Origin of the sequence: Bradyrhizobium diazoefficiens, from assembly GCF_016616235.1 — a bacterium.
GTDB lineage: Bacteria > Pseudomonadota > Alphaproteobacteria > Rhizobiales > Xanthobacteraceae > Bradyrhizobium > Bradyrhizobium diazoefficiens_H.
Genome location: NZ_CP067100.1, coordinates 6,751,078 through 6,765,232 on the forward strand (window position 1 = coordinate 6,751,078; position 14,155 = coordinate 6,765,232).

Annotated in this window: 8 protein-coding genes, 2 pseudogenes and 1 other annotated feature; of the genes and pseudogenes, 7 read left to right on the top strand and 3 right to left on the bottom strand. The window is 59.2% G+C overall.

Annotated features, from left to right (window positions below):
• Nucleotides 1–189 precede the first annotated feature (189 nt).
• The 3 genes and pseudogenes from JJB99_RS36730 to JJB99_RS31880 form a co-directional block, all read left to right on the top strand.
• Entirely contained in the window at nucleotides 190–873 is a 684-nt protein-coding gene (locus JJB99_RS36730) for an MFS transporter (RefSeq protein WP_283816003.1), read from the top strand.
• A gap of 23 nt (nucleotides 874–896) precedes the next feature.
• Nucleotides 897–1,979 (top strand): annotated as a pseudogene (locus JJB99_RS36735) (MFS transporter).
• 726 nt (nucleotides 1,980–2,705) lie between these two features.
• Nucleotides 2,706–3,402 (top strand): annotated as a pseudogene (locus JJB99_RS31880) (IS3 family transposase); the annotation flags it as partial.
• Nucleotides 2,987–3,104, top strand: a sequence feature (AL1L pseudoknot). (Overlaps the previous pseudogene by 118 nt.)
• Nucleotides 3,403–3,563: 161 nt before the next feature.
• On the opposite strand, the gene JJB99_RS31885 reads toward JJB99_RS31880, so the two are convergent.
• Nucleotides 3,564–4,397, bottom strand: coding sequence for a 2OG-Fe(II)-dependent halogenase WelO5 family protein (locus tag JJB99_RS31885; RefSeq protein ID WP_200496112.1), 834 nt, complete (start codon nucleotides 4,395–4,397; stop codon nucleotides 3,564–3,566).
• Entirely contained in the window at nucleotides 4,342–5,646 is a 1,305-nt protein-coding gene (gene ectB / locus JJB99_RS31890) for a diaminobutyrate--2-oxoglutarate transaminase (RefSeq protein WP_200496113.1), read from the bottom strand. Before ectB ends, JJB99_RS31885 begins: the two co-directional genes overlap by 56 nt.
• A gap of 2,088 nt (nucleotides 5,647–7,734) precedes the next feature.
• Between ectB and JJB99_RS31895 the strand changes: the two genes are divergently transcribed.
• The 3 genes from JJB99_RS31895 to modC are packed head-to-tail and all read left to right on the top strand — an operon-like array spanning nucleotide 7,735 to nucleotide 10,323.
• A complete protein-coding gene (locus JJB99_RS31895) occupies nucleotides 7,735–8,472 on the top strand; it encodes a hypothetical protein (RefSeq protein ID WP_200496114.1) in 738 nt (245 codons plus the stop codon).
• A 1-nt stretch (nucleotide 8,473) separates the two neighbouring features.
• A complete protein-coding gene (gene modB / locus JJB99_RS31900) occupies nucleotides 8,474–9,160 on the top strand; it encodes a molybdate ABC transporter permease subunit (protein ID WP_200496115.1) in 687 nt (228 codons plus the stop codon).
• Entirely contained in the window at nucleotides 9,157–10,323 is a 1,167-nt protein-coding gene (gene modC / locus JJB99_RS31905) for a molybdenum ABC transporter ATP-binding protein (RefSeq protein ID WP_200496116.1), read from the top strand. The genes modB and modC overlap by 4 nt, the downstream gene beginning before the upstream one ends.
• Before the next feature lie 644 nt (nucleotides 10,324–10,967).
• Here modC and JJB99_RS31910 read toward each other — a convergent pair.
• Nucleotides 10,968–11,174, bottom strand: a complete 207-nt coding sequence (locus JJB99_RS31910; RefSeq protein WP_200500388.1) for a cold-shock protein — start codon at nucleotides 11,172–11,174, stop codon at nucleotides 10,968–10,970.
• Nucleotides 11,175–13,599: 2,425 nt separating this feature from the next.
• On the opposite strand from JJB99_RS31910, the gene JJB99_RS31915 reads away from it, so the two are divergent.
• Nucleotides 13,600–14,154 carry a peroxiredoxin gene (locus JJB99_RS31915; RefSeq protein WP_200496117.1) on the top strand — a complete coding sequence of 185 codons (555 nt, stop codon included), beginning with the start codon at nucleotides 13,600–13,602 and terminating at the stop codon, nucleotides 14,152–14,154.
• Nucleotide 14,155 lies beyond the last annotated feature (1 nt).

Sequence of the window (14,155 nt, forward strand, 5' to 3'; positions counted from 1 at the left end):
AGAAGTGGCAGTCGCGAATTCCCTCGGATATCTCATGACGTTGCCGGGTCTTGTAAGGCTCTTGGGTACAAATCTGCGCAAGACACACTAGCTAGATGAAGCGGTAGCCCACTTGCGACCGACCAAATTTCCCGGACCATCACTGATCTGGTTCAGCATCAAGCCATCGGAAGCGATGCAGGAACCGAGATGACCCGTCAGTTCGAGCCCCGACCGTCGCACGCCGACGGCATCACCGCGCTGCTGCGCTATCCGGCCTTCCGCCGCATCTGGCTTGCGAGCTTGCTCACCAACCTCGGCATTCTCATCCAGGGCGTCGGCGCGGCCTGGGCGATGACGCAGATGACGTCGTTCGCGGACCAGATCGCGCTGGTGCAGACGGCGCTCATGCTGCCGGTTATGCTGATTTCGATGCCGGCCGGTGCTATTGCCGACATGTACGACCGCCGCATTTTAGGGCTCGTTGCGCTTTCGATTGAGCTTTGCGGCGCAACCGCGCTGCGTGTTGGACTGGCAGGGCCTCACTACGCCGAATCTCCTGCTGGCGTTCTGTTTCGCCGTCGGCGGCGGTATGGCACTGAAGCACTGCCTGCGGCCGTCGCGCTGAACGGCGTCAGCTACAATATCGCGCGCAGCGTGGGGCCGGCGGTCGGCAGCATTGTCGTTGCGGCGGCGGGCGCAGTGGCTGCCTTCGCGCTCAACGCGCTCCTCTATCTGCCGTTAATGCTTGCGCTTTTCCTTTGGAAACGCACAGCCGTACCCTCGCGTCTGCCTCCTGAAAAGTTCAACCGCGCCATCGTTTCGGGCGTGCGCTACATCATTAATTCGCCATCAATCAAGATCGTGCTGGCCCGCTCCATGTCACTGGCGTGATAGGCGGCGCGATCATCGCGCTGATGCCGCTGGTGGCGCGCGATCTTCTGCACGGCGGCGCACAAACCTATGGGATCATGCTGAGCGCCTTTGGTCTCGGCGCCGTGATCGGCGCGCTCAACATAACGCAGGTCCGCAAGCGCATGAGCGGGGAGGCCGCGATCCGCACCTGCGCGCTGTCGATGGGCGGGGCGATCGCCGCTGTGGCGCTGAGCCGCGAGCCGGCCCTGACAGCGGTCGCGTTGGTGTTGGCAGGAGCCGTGTGGATGATGGCGTGGGTGCTCTTCAGCATTGGCGTGCAGCTGTCGGCGCCACGCTGGGTGGCAGGGCGATCGCTCGCGGCTTATCAGGCAACGAGTTCAGGCGGGATTGCCATTGGTAGTTGGGGCTGGGGCCGCCTCGCCGATCTCGCTGATGTCGAGACGGCACTTCTGATCTCGGCCGCCCTGCTGGTGGTCTCACCGCTCTTGGGGCTGTGGTTGCCCATGCCGCGGATCAGCGAGCGGCGCGAAGAGGCTGAGATGCTTGAGGATCCCAAGATACGCCTGCCGTTGACCGGACGCAGTGGGCCGCTTGTGGTGGAGATCGAATACAGGGTGGCGCAGGAGAATGCGCGCGCGTCCCATAATGTGATGCAGGACGTCCAACTATTTCGCCAGCGCAACGGTGCCTATGGCTGGTCGATTGCTCGTGATATTGCCGATCCCGAACTCTGGACCGAGCGCTAACACTGCCCGACCTGGCTCGATTATTTGCGTCAGCGCAACCGCTCGACCCAGTGGGAGCGCGCGCTGGATCGGCAAGCCGTGGCTTTCCACACCGGTCCGGAAGCTGTGCGCGTCCGGCGCATGCTCGAGCGCCCGTTCGGATCGGCGTGCTGGAAGGAAACGTGCCCCGGCCGAGCTGTGAACAATGCAATGCCATGCCCGTTGATTACCCGCGGCGCGGAAGTTGTAGTCGTTTGCAAAACGAGGAACTCTGAGGCATGTAGCTTCTTCACAACGGCGGTGGGAAGCGCCACAGGGTTGCCGCCGCCAGCACTGAAAACATCGGGGCCGGCAGTAAGGGTAGGCCTTACGCCGAGATTTAATTGGTGCGCACGTTGAACTGCTCCGCCAGCGCGCTGGCGTTCGTTCGCCTGGAGCCAGCTCTGAGCGCCCCATTGCCCCGATATTCCCTCACCAGAGTAGGTAGTAGGTAGCGTTCTCGTGCATTATTAATGCTGTACGATCCGTGACGATTCGCCGTTAGAGCGCAGCTCATCACGATAGGACGACGTGCAACAATGACAACAATGACAACTGTAGTTAAGCACGCCTCGCGGACGCGAGGGTGGCTGGCTCCAATTGGAGAGAGATCAGATGCTGAACGTTCGACCAAGTATAGCTTCGGCCAGTGAAACGCCCCCTGGGCACCGGCGTCAGTCGATCGATCTTGGCGCGTGTCTGCGGCAGGCTGCCGTAATCGGCATCACGACGCCGATGTGTACGAAAGCTACGGCGAACTGAGAATCCGCTGTTGACCCGCTGACAAGATCGCGGCCGCCCAGTGTCTGACCGCCGCGAGTTCGGAAAGAGGTTCCGGTGATGGGTGAGCTGCCCAGCCACAACAATGCGCCGAGCGGTTGCGCGTTTCACCCGCCCTGCCCGGTCGCGTTCGAGCGTTATCGTATCGAAGGGCCTCCGATCGCGGATCGTCGCGTCGTGGCCCGTCACATACGCGCTCCACCAGTACCGTCCAAGCCGACTTACATCCTGGATTCAGTTCTGCAATCGATAGCCGTGAACCGCCCCGGGTTTGCCGGAGGCTCCAACTCCTGAGAGGATGGAGCTATGACAGGCAAGACAAACAAGTTTTCACCCGAGGTCCGGGCCCGTGCGGTTCGGATGGTTCTGGATCACGCGAGCGAGCATTCCTCGCGCTGGGCGACAGTGACGTCGATTGCCGCCAAGAGCGGCTGTACGCCGCAGACGCTGCATGACTGGGTCAAGAAGGCCGAGGTCGATAGCGGGCAGCGGGCCGGCGTTCCGACCGATATGGCCGAGAAGCTGAAGGCCCTCGAGCGGGAGAACCGGGAGCTCCGGCAGGCCAACGAGATCCTGCGCAAGGCAAGCGCCTATTTTGCGACGACGGAGCTCGACCGCCGGTCCAAGCCATGATCGCCTTGATCGACGATCATCGTGGGGCGCATGGGGGTCGAGCCGATCTGCAAGGTCCTGCCGATCGCCCCCTCGACCGACCACGCTCATGTCGCGAAGCGGCGCGATCCAGCCAAGCTGTCGGCCCGGGCCAAGCAGGATGTGGCCCTTAGATAGAGGTCCGGCGCGTCTTCGATCAGAACTTCTCCGTCTACGGCGTGCGCAAGGTCTGGCGACAGCTCAAGCGCGAAGGCTTCGATGTTGCCCGTTGCACAGTCTCGCGATTGATGCGGGACATGGGTTTGCAAGGGGTAATCCCGGCAAATCCGTCAAGACCACCATCAGCGACAAGGCTGCGCCATGCCCGCTGGATCACGTCAACCGCCAGTTCGTACGTGTCGTCGCCCCGGCGATTGCGGCCGTTATGCAATCAAAGCCTAACTATGCGCCGCCATCGAGGCGCATCAGACAGGTGTTCGAGAGCCGACGCCGGCTTTACAAGCATGTTGACGGTTTTGGGGCCGCGAAGCTCACTCTTTGCTTCGTCTAGTTTTAGGTCCACCAAAGAACAAGATCGGGCCTTGCAAACCCGAAGAAGCAGTTCAGCAGCAGGCGACGCTTACCATCCCCTAATTGTCGGGTGACGCCGTGAATGAAGCCGCCATCGATCAGAGCGATATCCCCGGCCTGAAGCTTGAACTCGTGAGAAGGAACGGCCTCCAGATAAGCTGTCGAATAGGGATAGCCCGTGGCTTCGACACCCTGCGACTTTCGGTCGGCAGCTGTCGGCTTATGGCTCCAGATCCTCAGATCGCCACCTGCCTCGGGCATGCTAGGATAGAAGTTGAGCGCTACAACGGTGTTTTTGGCCACAGCAGCCAGGTCGCCGGCGCATAGGACCTGAGCAAGGTCATCGTGAGGCTCCAAAACATACGTTCCGGTGCCAGACCAACAGATAGCGCGACAAATGTTAGCCTGGCCGTACTTTGAGCTGGCCAGCCGCAATTCAATGCCGTGCTTGTGAAGCTCGCGCCTCAACGCGTCGAACAATCCGCGGACCGGATCAACCAAATTGCCAAAGAGGGCGTCGACGAACGGCTGCTCATTCTCTGCCTCTGCGAAATAGCTGGCTGCATCCTTCCTGTAGTGAGATGCGCCGATATACTGTCCGGGAACGCCATCTTTCCGCTCCTTGAGACCGGGACTTCGAGTAAAGTTCGCGGTGATCTCCTCGGCTACTTCGAGACTGAAGCCTTGTTTGATGTGCAAGCCGGTGATCTCACCTTTCAGGATTGAGATAATCTCCGCAGTGCTGATTGAGCCAGTCCGCTCACTGATTGCAAGAGGCGAGGTCGCTGGGGCTTGGGATACTTGGGCAGTTACCATTGGCTTGCTCCTGTAGTGCTTGATTAAGGATGGCGATGCCGCGATTGAGTTCGTCGTCGGTGATCGTTATCGGCGGCAGGACTTTGATGACGTCGCGATTTGGCCCTGACGATTCGATGAGCAGGCCATTTTCAAAGGCGACATCGTGCACGCGGCCGACAACGGCGTGTGAGCGGCACTTGAGGCCGGCCATCAGACCCCGCCCGCGCTTTTGTTCAATGAGACTGGAAAACTTCGTGACAAGGCGATCAAGGTGTTCTTGCAAGTTGATGGCCGTCCGCTCGACGCTCGCAACGAACTGCTTGTTCGACCACATCTTGCACATGGCCCCCGCGGTCACGAAGGCTAGATTGTTGCCTCTAAAGGTCCCGCTATGTTCTCCCGGATTCCATATATCCATGTCGGGTCGGATCAGAACAATGGCGAGCGGATTACCGGAACCGCTCAAGGATTTCGAAAGGCACACGATGTCGGGTTCGATCTTCGCGAACTCAAAAGAAAAGAAATCGCCCGTACGTCCTGCCCCTGCCTGAATGTCGTCGACGATGAAGACAATGCCGTACTTACGGCAAATGCGCTGAATTTCTGCGAGCCACGCTGCGGAAGCCGAGTTCATGCCGCCTTCTGCCTGGATCGTTTCCAGAATGATTGCAGCGGGCATCTCTATGCCACTGCCGGGATCTCCCAGCACGCAGTCAATGTAGCTCGCGGAATTAAAAGCTTCGTTCGGATAGCTGTCATATGGCATGCGGATTACATCGTGGCGAGGAACGCCACCCAAATCCTTGGTCGACGCAGAACCAGATACCGCCAAGGAACCGAGCGACATGCCGTGGAATGCATTTGAGAAGGCCATGACGCTCGACCGGCCTGTATATTTTCGCGCTAGCGCGAGCGCAGCTTCGTTAGCGTTTGTGCCGGTCGGTCCAGGAAACTGTATCTTGTACGAAAGGCCCCTGGGTTTCAGGATTGACTCGACAAACACTTCAATGAAGTCACGCTTTGCCGCCGTGTACATATCAAGCGACAACAGAATGTTCCCGCTAGCGAGATATTCAATTCCTGGTGTAAGAATGCTGGGATTGTTGTGTCCGTAATTCAGTGCGCCGGATCCCACAAGAAAATCGATATAGTTCTTACCCCCCTCATCCCAGATCGTTGCGCCAAGGGCCTTTGTGAAGACTGTGGGAAACGAGCGCCCATAACGACGAACGTTGGACTCATGAGCCGCGAAGAGATCGGTATTCATTTTAGGGTCCATTTGTAGGTAGACATCGCGCTAGCGCATTTGGTTTTTGCGATAGATGTTCTTTCTGCCTGACTCCGGGCGCCAGGTTGATGACGATGCATTCCAGACCGTTGATTTCGTGCAGCTGAGCCCCGCCTGTCTGAGCCCATTTTTTCTTCATCGACTTGATCGAGACCATTTCTATGTGCTTGGGGAATGCCGACGAGACTGCCGCTGCCAAAGTTGTCGCTTTGTGTTCAAGACGTAGAATCTATCCGGGTCGCGTATTTTGGTGTGGCGTACGCCCAGCCGCACGCGACTGTATTCCGCGACAGCGCCATCCGCGCGTGGTCAACGTCCAGAGACCTCTTATTCGGGCGAACACGCCGTCTGTGTAAGCCGGCGATATTATGCCTGCATTCGATTTTACGCGCCTTGCTAAGCATGATTGTCTCCCGAAGCCGCGTCGCGCTTGTCTTTCAGATGGCTTCCTCGATACCTGAGAAACGCGAACAACAAACCTACTAATGCTGGCAGTTTTCGCATCCTGAGTTACGTCTGCACACTGCCGCGCGCATCGTTCATTCCAGAAACTGAACGGCCTTTATCGTTTTGATGGGCGGTTTCACGGTTGGGCGTGTCGGCAAAAGCTCAATGGTGGAATACGCATCTGATTCAAGGTACCTGCTCGTGGGAGAGGCTGGGAGGCCGCTAGAGGGTCTCTTGGGTGCCCCAAGCGCCGTACAGGGGTTATGGCCTCGGCTAGCATGTCGACAGAGCGCTTCGAAGCATTTGCGGTGCGCTGGCGGTTGGATTGAGCTCACCGCAGCCGGTGTTGTGCGGCTGGGCAAGATCGATCGGCCTGCCGCATCCCGGGTCTGGGCGATTGTCGGCATCGGCGCGACTCGTGATCATCGGAAAGTTGATCGGCATAGGGGCATGGAAGTTGTCTCCACCTCCCCTGCCACACCAACCGGCGTGCGGGTCCGCACCGGGCGGTTCGATGGGTTGAGGTCATGCGGCCAGGGTAGTTGAGGAGGTCATTCGGTAGCGCTTTGTTGAGCGCGATCGTCGAGTTGCGCCACCAACGCCTGCTGTTGGCGGCCGCTCGTTCGTCGGGGCGCACGCCATGCGGGATCAGCTCGCGGTAGATGATCTGCCCACGCTTAGTTTCATCGGCAAAGACAGGCTTTGAAATTTTGTGATGACGCCAATTCGGTCACCATTTCACGCGCTCCGCAACAAGACAATCTAGGTGACCAAGCCCGAACGGTCTGAATGGCTGTCTGCTCACCGTCCGAGATCTACTCCCGCTCAACTCATACTTTATCACTCGCGCCCGACCGTTGCGTAATCCGTCGCATTCCTATCGAGACTTCTCATGTCGGATGCGAAGGCATCTTAATTGGAATGATCTGGCACGCGTTTGATCGCCATCAAGCTCTCGTTGGCAGACTCCACTCGCAGGCCGTCATCCACTCGCCGTGGGAGCTGCGAACCGATTGCTAGGACCGGGTGGCGCATGTTTGCTTGCCGGCACGCGGAGTTGCTTCTAGCATTCAGGCTAGCGCCGGACTGCCTTGATAAGAAGAAACCGAGGCGTCATAGATTCGGCTGCTCGGGAGCTGTCTGTTCCGTTGCTGGCGGCACCTTCGCAGTGGCGCGCTTCCAAGAATTTGAGGCAGGCGCACCTTTTGGCAAGATGCATCCAGCCACCATTTGTGAACTCAAGGCGCTTCCGGCACGCGGCCGCTCTCTTGGTGCGCGCTCGGCCCACTGAGCGCTCGTCGCCATGCGACGGTGCCAAGCGCGTTGTCATGAAACAGTCATAGGGCGCTTCAAGCAGACGTTCAAACAAGGACGAGGCCGCTATCATCTTCAGCCTTCGTCTTGTCTGCCCATCGATGTTCAGTTGAAGCCGCCGATGTCGGGAACCTGACGAGGCTGCTCATCCGTTCAAGAACTCCAGCGTGCACCAGCACTTGTTTCACTATCCTCCCGCAGCGCACGCAACCATATTCCGCGAGTGGCACGCCGATTGCTGGCGCGAGGGGCGTAGGTGCCGCCGCGGCCAAAGTGGTCGCCGCGAGCCTATGTCCGGAGTTTCCGATGATGCTTGTCCGATTGTTCCTGATCAATTCAATCCTGATGCTGCTGATGCTTGGAAATCCGAAAGCGGCGAACATCACCCTGGCCCTGGCTACGAACGGGCCCAGGCTGCCCAAAGATGCTGGCACATCACTAAACCGGAGGAACCGGCACGAGGCGAACTTGTTTTGTGGCGCAAGCGAAAGGTCGTTCAGACAGACCACACAACCCGTCTCACATCAGGCATTTCTCTCAGGCAATCGCTTTTGCCTATGCAAACTGGTCGAGAATGGTTTTGGCGGACATTTCACCGAAGCGCCCCGTAGGTTCGTACTTCGGAGTTCGAGTGTAGCCCTTGTGAATGGTGCGGAGACCGTCAAGACTCTCCGTTTTGCAAAGCCGTGTACCTGGATTCCGGCCGCACCGTCTTTTGGCCCAACTCCGCCGGGGGAGATGAAAGCGATCGGCGTCCGCGAAATGGTGCAACAAGCGCGGGTCGAGAAGACGAAGACGCAATCCGGTCAATTTGCCGCGATTGCCAATATCGAACCTGGATGCGTTGCGCTTTCGGAGCTCACGGATGGCGGAACCGGCGCTCAGTGGTTGGGGCCGCAGCAGTCTTCTGATCCCCTGCGGCAGCACGCCATCCTTTTTGAGGCTTGGTTAAAGGGTCGACTTTCCCTCATCGATTTTCTCAAAGGCCCGGAAACCCACACAGGCTTCGCGCAGCACGGCTCCGCGACACAAGCGCAGAGTTGACATGGATGGAAGGCTTTCAGACATATGGGTGTCGGTCAGACTGACAATCGAGCTCGCAAGCATCACGACCGTGATCCTCGTGATACTTGGTACGCCGCTCGCGTGGTGGCTAGCGCGTTCGAAGAGCATGTGGAGCGACGCAGTGGCGACGATCATCGTACTGCCACCAATGTTGCCGCAACCGGTGCTCGGCTTCTATCTGCTGGCCTTGCTCGGCCCCACCGGTCCGGGCGGCATGCTCGCCTCTCTCTGGGGCGAGCGCACGCTTGCCTTCACCTTCGCAGGGGTCGTTATCGGATCGGTTTTGAGCGCGCTGCCTGTTGTCGTGCAGCCAATCCGCAACGCCTTCGCTACCATGGGCGACCAACCGCTGGAAATTGCAGCCACTCTGCGCGCGTCGCCGTCATATGCCTTCCTTACGGTCGCACTACCTTTGGCAGGACCGGCTTTTCTCACCGCCGCCGTGCTCGGCTTTGCGCATACGATCGCCGCATTCGGGGTCGTGCTGATGGTTGGCGGTAACATTCCTGGCCACACCAAAGTACTCTCCGCCTTTCTCTTCGACTATGTCAAAGCATCGCGCTGGCACGAGGCAAGCTGGGTTGCGGGCGGCATGTTGATGTTCGCCTTTGTTGTCATCCTGATCTTGACCTTGATCGATAAATACCTCCGACGGAGGAGCACGTGAGGACAGCCACACCGGGCCGGATCGAAGTCGCGTTCAGCGAGAAGCGCGCTAGTTTTCCCCTGAACGCGCAGTTCAGCATACCAGCCAAAGGCGTGGCCGGGATCTTTGGGCCTCCAGGTTGCGGCAAGACCACGGTGGCGCGCTGCATCGCAGGGCTCGAGCGGTTCTCGGCCGGTTTTTGCGTCATCGATGGTGAGGTGTGGCAGGACGAGACGACGTTCCGCGCGCCCCATCTTCGTCCGATCGGCTATGTCCTTAAGGAGCCGAGCCTCTTTCCGCATTTGTCGATCAGGCGCAACTTGCTTTACGCCGCCCCCAAACGCAGTCCAAGGCCGATTGCGCTTGATGAGGTGACCGAATTGCTCGCCATAACGTCGTTGCTCGACCGCTCGCCAGCGCATCTATCCACCGGCGAGCGGCAGCGCGTCGCCATCGGCCGCGCGCTATTGTCGCAGCCCAGAGTGCTTCTGATGGTCGAGCCGCTTGGCGCCCTGGATCGCCGCGCCAAGCGTGAGATTTTGCCACGTCTAAAGCGCCTGAATGAAAAGCTCGCCGTGCCGATAATCTACATCAGCCATGATATGGCTGAGATCGAATACCTTGCCGATCACCTTGTGATGATGGAGCGTGGCACGATTACCGCGACCGGGCCGCTGCATACTTTGCAGAGTGATCCGGCGCTGCCCCTTGCGGCGGGTCACGAAGCCGCCGTTAGCCTTGATGCCGTGGTCGGCGGCTATGACGGGCGCTACGGGCTACTCATCCTCCGTCTCAAAGGTGCACGCCTTTTGGTGCCAGCGGCGCCGCTTGCACCCGGCGCGCACCAGCGGCTGCGCATCGCAGCCAGCGATGTCAGCGTCACGCGCGAAGAGCCGCGCTCAAGCACCATCATCAATGTCTTTCCGGCGCGGATTAAAGCGTGTTTGCCGCTCGGCGCGTCCGAGATGACTCTGGTGCTTGCGCTCGGCACCGGCGGCTCGGGTACCGACATTTTGGCCCGCATCACGCGTTACTCGTTCGATTCGCTGGGACTCAAGGGCGGAATGGACGTGTTTGCCCTTCTCAAGCACGTCTCATTGGCCTCGGCATCTGAACCGCCACTGCAAGCTATGGGCGCCTCGACGCCGGCAGAACAATCCGAACAGGCAAGCGCCGCCGCCTGAAACCAGCTAATAAGAGGATCAGGACCCTGATCGCCAATCTCGCAGGGGCCGATCCCAATCCCGTCACGCCATCGTCGACCGGCCGGAACACGACCTCGATTACCTGCTCGCCGACTTAGCTCTCGCGCGATCGAAGCAATGCGCTGAACATGCCCTTTCCACAAGAGCAAAGCGGACCGAGGCTCATCAATAACCCCGAAAGGCTCGCCAGCGTCCGTCGATCGCAGTCATCCGATACATATCTCCGGTGCCTAATCGGAATCCGTTAAGCTAGCCTAACTTCCTTGCAAGCTCAGCATTCAAGGCCGTGGGTCCAAACTGCGCTGCGACTAACGTCATGCAAGCTGATGCTGATTCGATTCAAAGGCGCACCCGAGCCTGCCGCGATCAAAATCGCTCTCCCGGTGCGCTCGACTCCATTGTAGGCCACCCACAATCGAATGCTTTTGTGGCGTTGGCCATCGACCAGGCAACAAATAGCTGGACGGGCTGAGTTCCGGAACCTCACGCAGGAGGATGGGTGATCAAGCAGTTTTGGAAGATCCAGCGAGGTTGAGCTACTCGTTAGGTGAGTTGGGCGGGTGGCACAACATTGGTGGAATTCCCTCCCAATCCGCTGGCGTAGCAGCGGCGCAGTTCGGGCATCAGCCAACCCGAAGGTTTTCAGCCGACGTCTTGCCGGAGCGACCGGGGAGGAGCTCGTAGCTCACGCGCGCGCCCTCAGCTAAAGTTGTGTGACCGGCCTTTTGAACCGCCGATATATGAACGAATACGTCAGCGCTGCCGTCCTCAGGTCTGATGAATCCATACCCCTTTTCAGGATTGAACCACTTCACGATGCCAATCGCCACTTTCACAATCTCCAACAGTGCTCATGAGCGCAGAGGGCTGCCGCTGTGACCGGCGGAAGTCGCGGCGCCGCCTTTGCGATTTTTCCAGGTCGTCTCGACCACTGCAAGCTTTGAGCCAGAGTTGCGATCTCTGGTCCCACCTCATAGACAGGCAACCCTGCCGGTGTTCTGAGTGGGCGGGCCGTTCTGCAATGAACGCCCACCCGGACGGGGCCAACATTGCTGTTGCCTCCGAGACCTGAACACCGTCGCTGTGACTATCGACACACCAGACCTCTAGGCGGCGCCGTCACCGGCGTAATACACATCGGTGGTGCGGCGGCCGCTCTCATCGGCTCGCTGCTGTGCTCGCCGATCAAGGTCCACGAAGCTGTTAGACTGGTTGCGCACACACACTTCAAGCCTGCGACTTCATCGTCGAGGCGGAAACCGCGGTGGCCTGACATCTCACGTATACTTGCGATTCGCCGAGATTGTTTCACGTCGTCGACGTTTGAGCCTTTGGAACTCACAATCACGAGCGCGGAAATTCCCCTGCGTTCGTATATCTGGACGGGTCTGATAGTAAAGAAAGCCTACCGGTGGACCCGCGGGGTCCTGGCTGCGGCCAATCACCCAGGTCATTTCGCTCAAGATGCGCAAGTGAGCGCCGCGACTAGAACAGTAAAGCCATGGGGTTGTTGGTGCCCTCGCGCTTCCGGTGCTAACCTCGCCTTGCCGAACGGGATCCACTATTGCCGGCGCGATCGCGCAGTACCATCCAACGTTGTTTGCCGCCTCGCGCCGGCCCCTCTACGCCCTCGCGGCCAACTCTTTGTTGACCACGTCGAGCTCGGCTGCTGCGCGTCGACCGCTGCGATGATCGCCGGAACAATAGTCAATGTGATGTCGGCTTCGATCGGCCTCTCAGTGCCGGACTCGCTGTTCGTTCGCCATCGAACGCACGGGCCATCGCGTGGCGCGGGCTGTGCCATAGCGCGCGGGTGCTTGGCCTCCAGAACATCTCGGTTCGAGACTTAGGGCTGCGGTCAGAGCTGTTTAGACTACCTCCGCCATTGCTGTAACATCGGCCGCGTTCAACAGCTCTGATTGCCTTGAGTAGCCACGGTCCGGTCGCGCTAGGGTGACTTCCTCCATCGACCGAGACGCCCTTGATCGGTCAAGTACTTGAAACACCTTGCAGTGTCTCACGTGGAAGCGCCGTCAAGCGGGTGGGGTCACGTGATCTGTCGTCGCGGCCGTCCGATGGCAGTGCGCGCAGTATGCGCGGATGACCTGGCGGAAATCGAGCGCTCCTGCCGGTAGCGTGAACCTCCAGCCGCGCGGGACAGGGAGCATTATTCAGCCGTGACTGCGCACAGCGCCCTTGAGACGCGCATTGGCGTCGGCCTGCGACGCGCGGCGGCGAGCGGTGCTGGCTTGGGCTCCGGCATGACTGTCATCACCGACAGCGAGGTTCATGTGACCGATGGCGCTTTAGAGGTCGTGCCCGTTCTCGCAGGGGGAATGGGCGGTATCTTGCGAATTTTGCCAGCCCCGGTCTTCGTTGCGGAGGACGACCAGCCTTCGAATGAACAGCGTTCGTCCCAGAGTGCCCACTTCGCACCTTGACCGATTCGAGCGACCGTTTAAGTTCCCTGACTCTTTCCTTCCTGGCCTCGATCATCTGGGTCTCCTCACTCCTATGCTGATAGCGCTCACTGCACGACCTTGGGATTGAGCTGGCGTGGGCAGGCTCATTGGGATCCAGGCCGAGTGCATTGCTCGGCAAGGATGAAATGAGATAAAATGCCCGTCATTCGCAATCGCCTCGATTGTCTAGCTCACCTTCAATAGCAAAAAATATGCCTGTTCGGCTGAGTTCGGTCGACATCACTCATTCCCTCAGGAACGGAATCATCCCGTCTGGAATTCTCCGGCTTCCACCCAGACTTTCCTGAGGAACGGCTCATCGAAAACTTGTTCTGGTCAACTTGAGAGTGGATTGGAGTCCGAACCTATGTGCCCCAGCCGTGAGAAGAACCGATCCTCAGGGGCTATTCGCGGTCACAACTCCCTGCCTGGCTGCAATGCCGCGCCGTAGTGCGTACTGTGGACAAGCTCAGGATCTTGCTTCCAGCCTCATCCTGTTCCTCACCGTAAAAATCATTGCCGGCTTGCTCACGGATCAAAACTCACGCCTGTCCTGTCGGTCGCCGGAGAGGGGCGGAGCCTGTGATGAGCTCCGCGTCCCTCTGCCCCCATGATTCAAAGCGGCATCGACCCAAGAGCCATTGTCTCTGACTTCGCAACATCGGCCTGAACTGGCCATAACGACAATGTTGTATTGGCGACAAGCTAAATCACGCGGCCTCATGGCACATCGCTTGCTTCGCTGATGGCGCGAGATCACAGAGTTTCGCCCGAAGTACACAGTGGGGACAAAATGCTTGGAATTGGAAGCAAGTTGCCGGCGTTCGAACTTACCGGTGTGAAGCCCGGCTTTCACCTGCACGAAGAGAACGGAGAAAGCGCCTTCGAGACGCTGACCGAAAAGAGCTTTCCTGGCAAATGGAAAATCATCTTCTTTTACCCCAAGGATTTCACCTTTGTCTGTCCGACCGAGATCGCCGAGTTCGCCCGCCTGTCCAAGGAATTTGCCGATCGCGATGCGGTCGTGCTGGGCGGCTCGACTGACAACGAGTTCTGCAAGCTTGCCTGGCGGCGCGAGAACAAGGACCTGCACCATCTGCCGATTTGGCAGTTTGCCGACACCGACGGCGCGCTGGTCGATGGCTTGGGCGGCCGCTCGGCCGAGGGCGTTGCCCATCGCACGACCTTCATCGTCGATCCTGAGAATACCATCCAGCATGTCTATGCCACCAATCCCAATGTCGGCCGCAATCCGAGGGACACATTGCGCGTGCTGGATGCGCTGCAGACTGACGAGCTCTGCCCCTGCAACCGCGAGGTCGGCGGGGAGACGTTGAAAGTCGCTTGAG

Excerpts from the sequence above, each read along its gene's own strand:
- JJB99_RS36730 (WP_283816003.1), top strand. The coding sequence starts at position 190 with ATGACCCGTCAGTTCGAGCCCCGACCGTCGCACGCCGACGGCATCACC.
- JJB99_RS31885 (WP_200496112.1), bottom strand. The coding sequence starts at position 4,397 with ATGGTAACTGCCCAAGTATCCCAAGCCCCAGCGACCTCGCCTCTTGCA.
- ectB (WP_200496113.1), bottom strand. The coding sequence starts at position 5,646 with ATGAATACCGATCTCTTCGCGGCTCATGAGTCCAACGTTCGTCGTTAT.
- JJB99_RS31895 (WP_200496114.1), top strand. The coding sequence starts at position 7,735 with ATGATGCTTGTCCGATTGTTCCTGATCAATTCAATCCTGATGCTGCTG.
- modB (WP_200496115.1), top strand. The coding sequence starts at position 8,474 with ATGGATGGAAGGCTTTCAGACATATGGGTGTCGGTCAGACTGACAATC.
- JJB99_RS31915 (WP_200496117.1), top strand. The coding sequence starts at position 13,600 with ATGCTTGGAATTGGAAGCAAGTTGCCGGCGTTCGAACTTACCGGTGTG.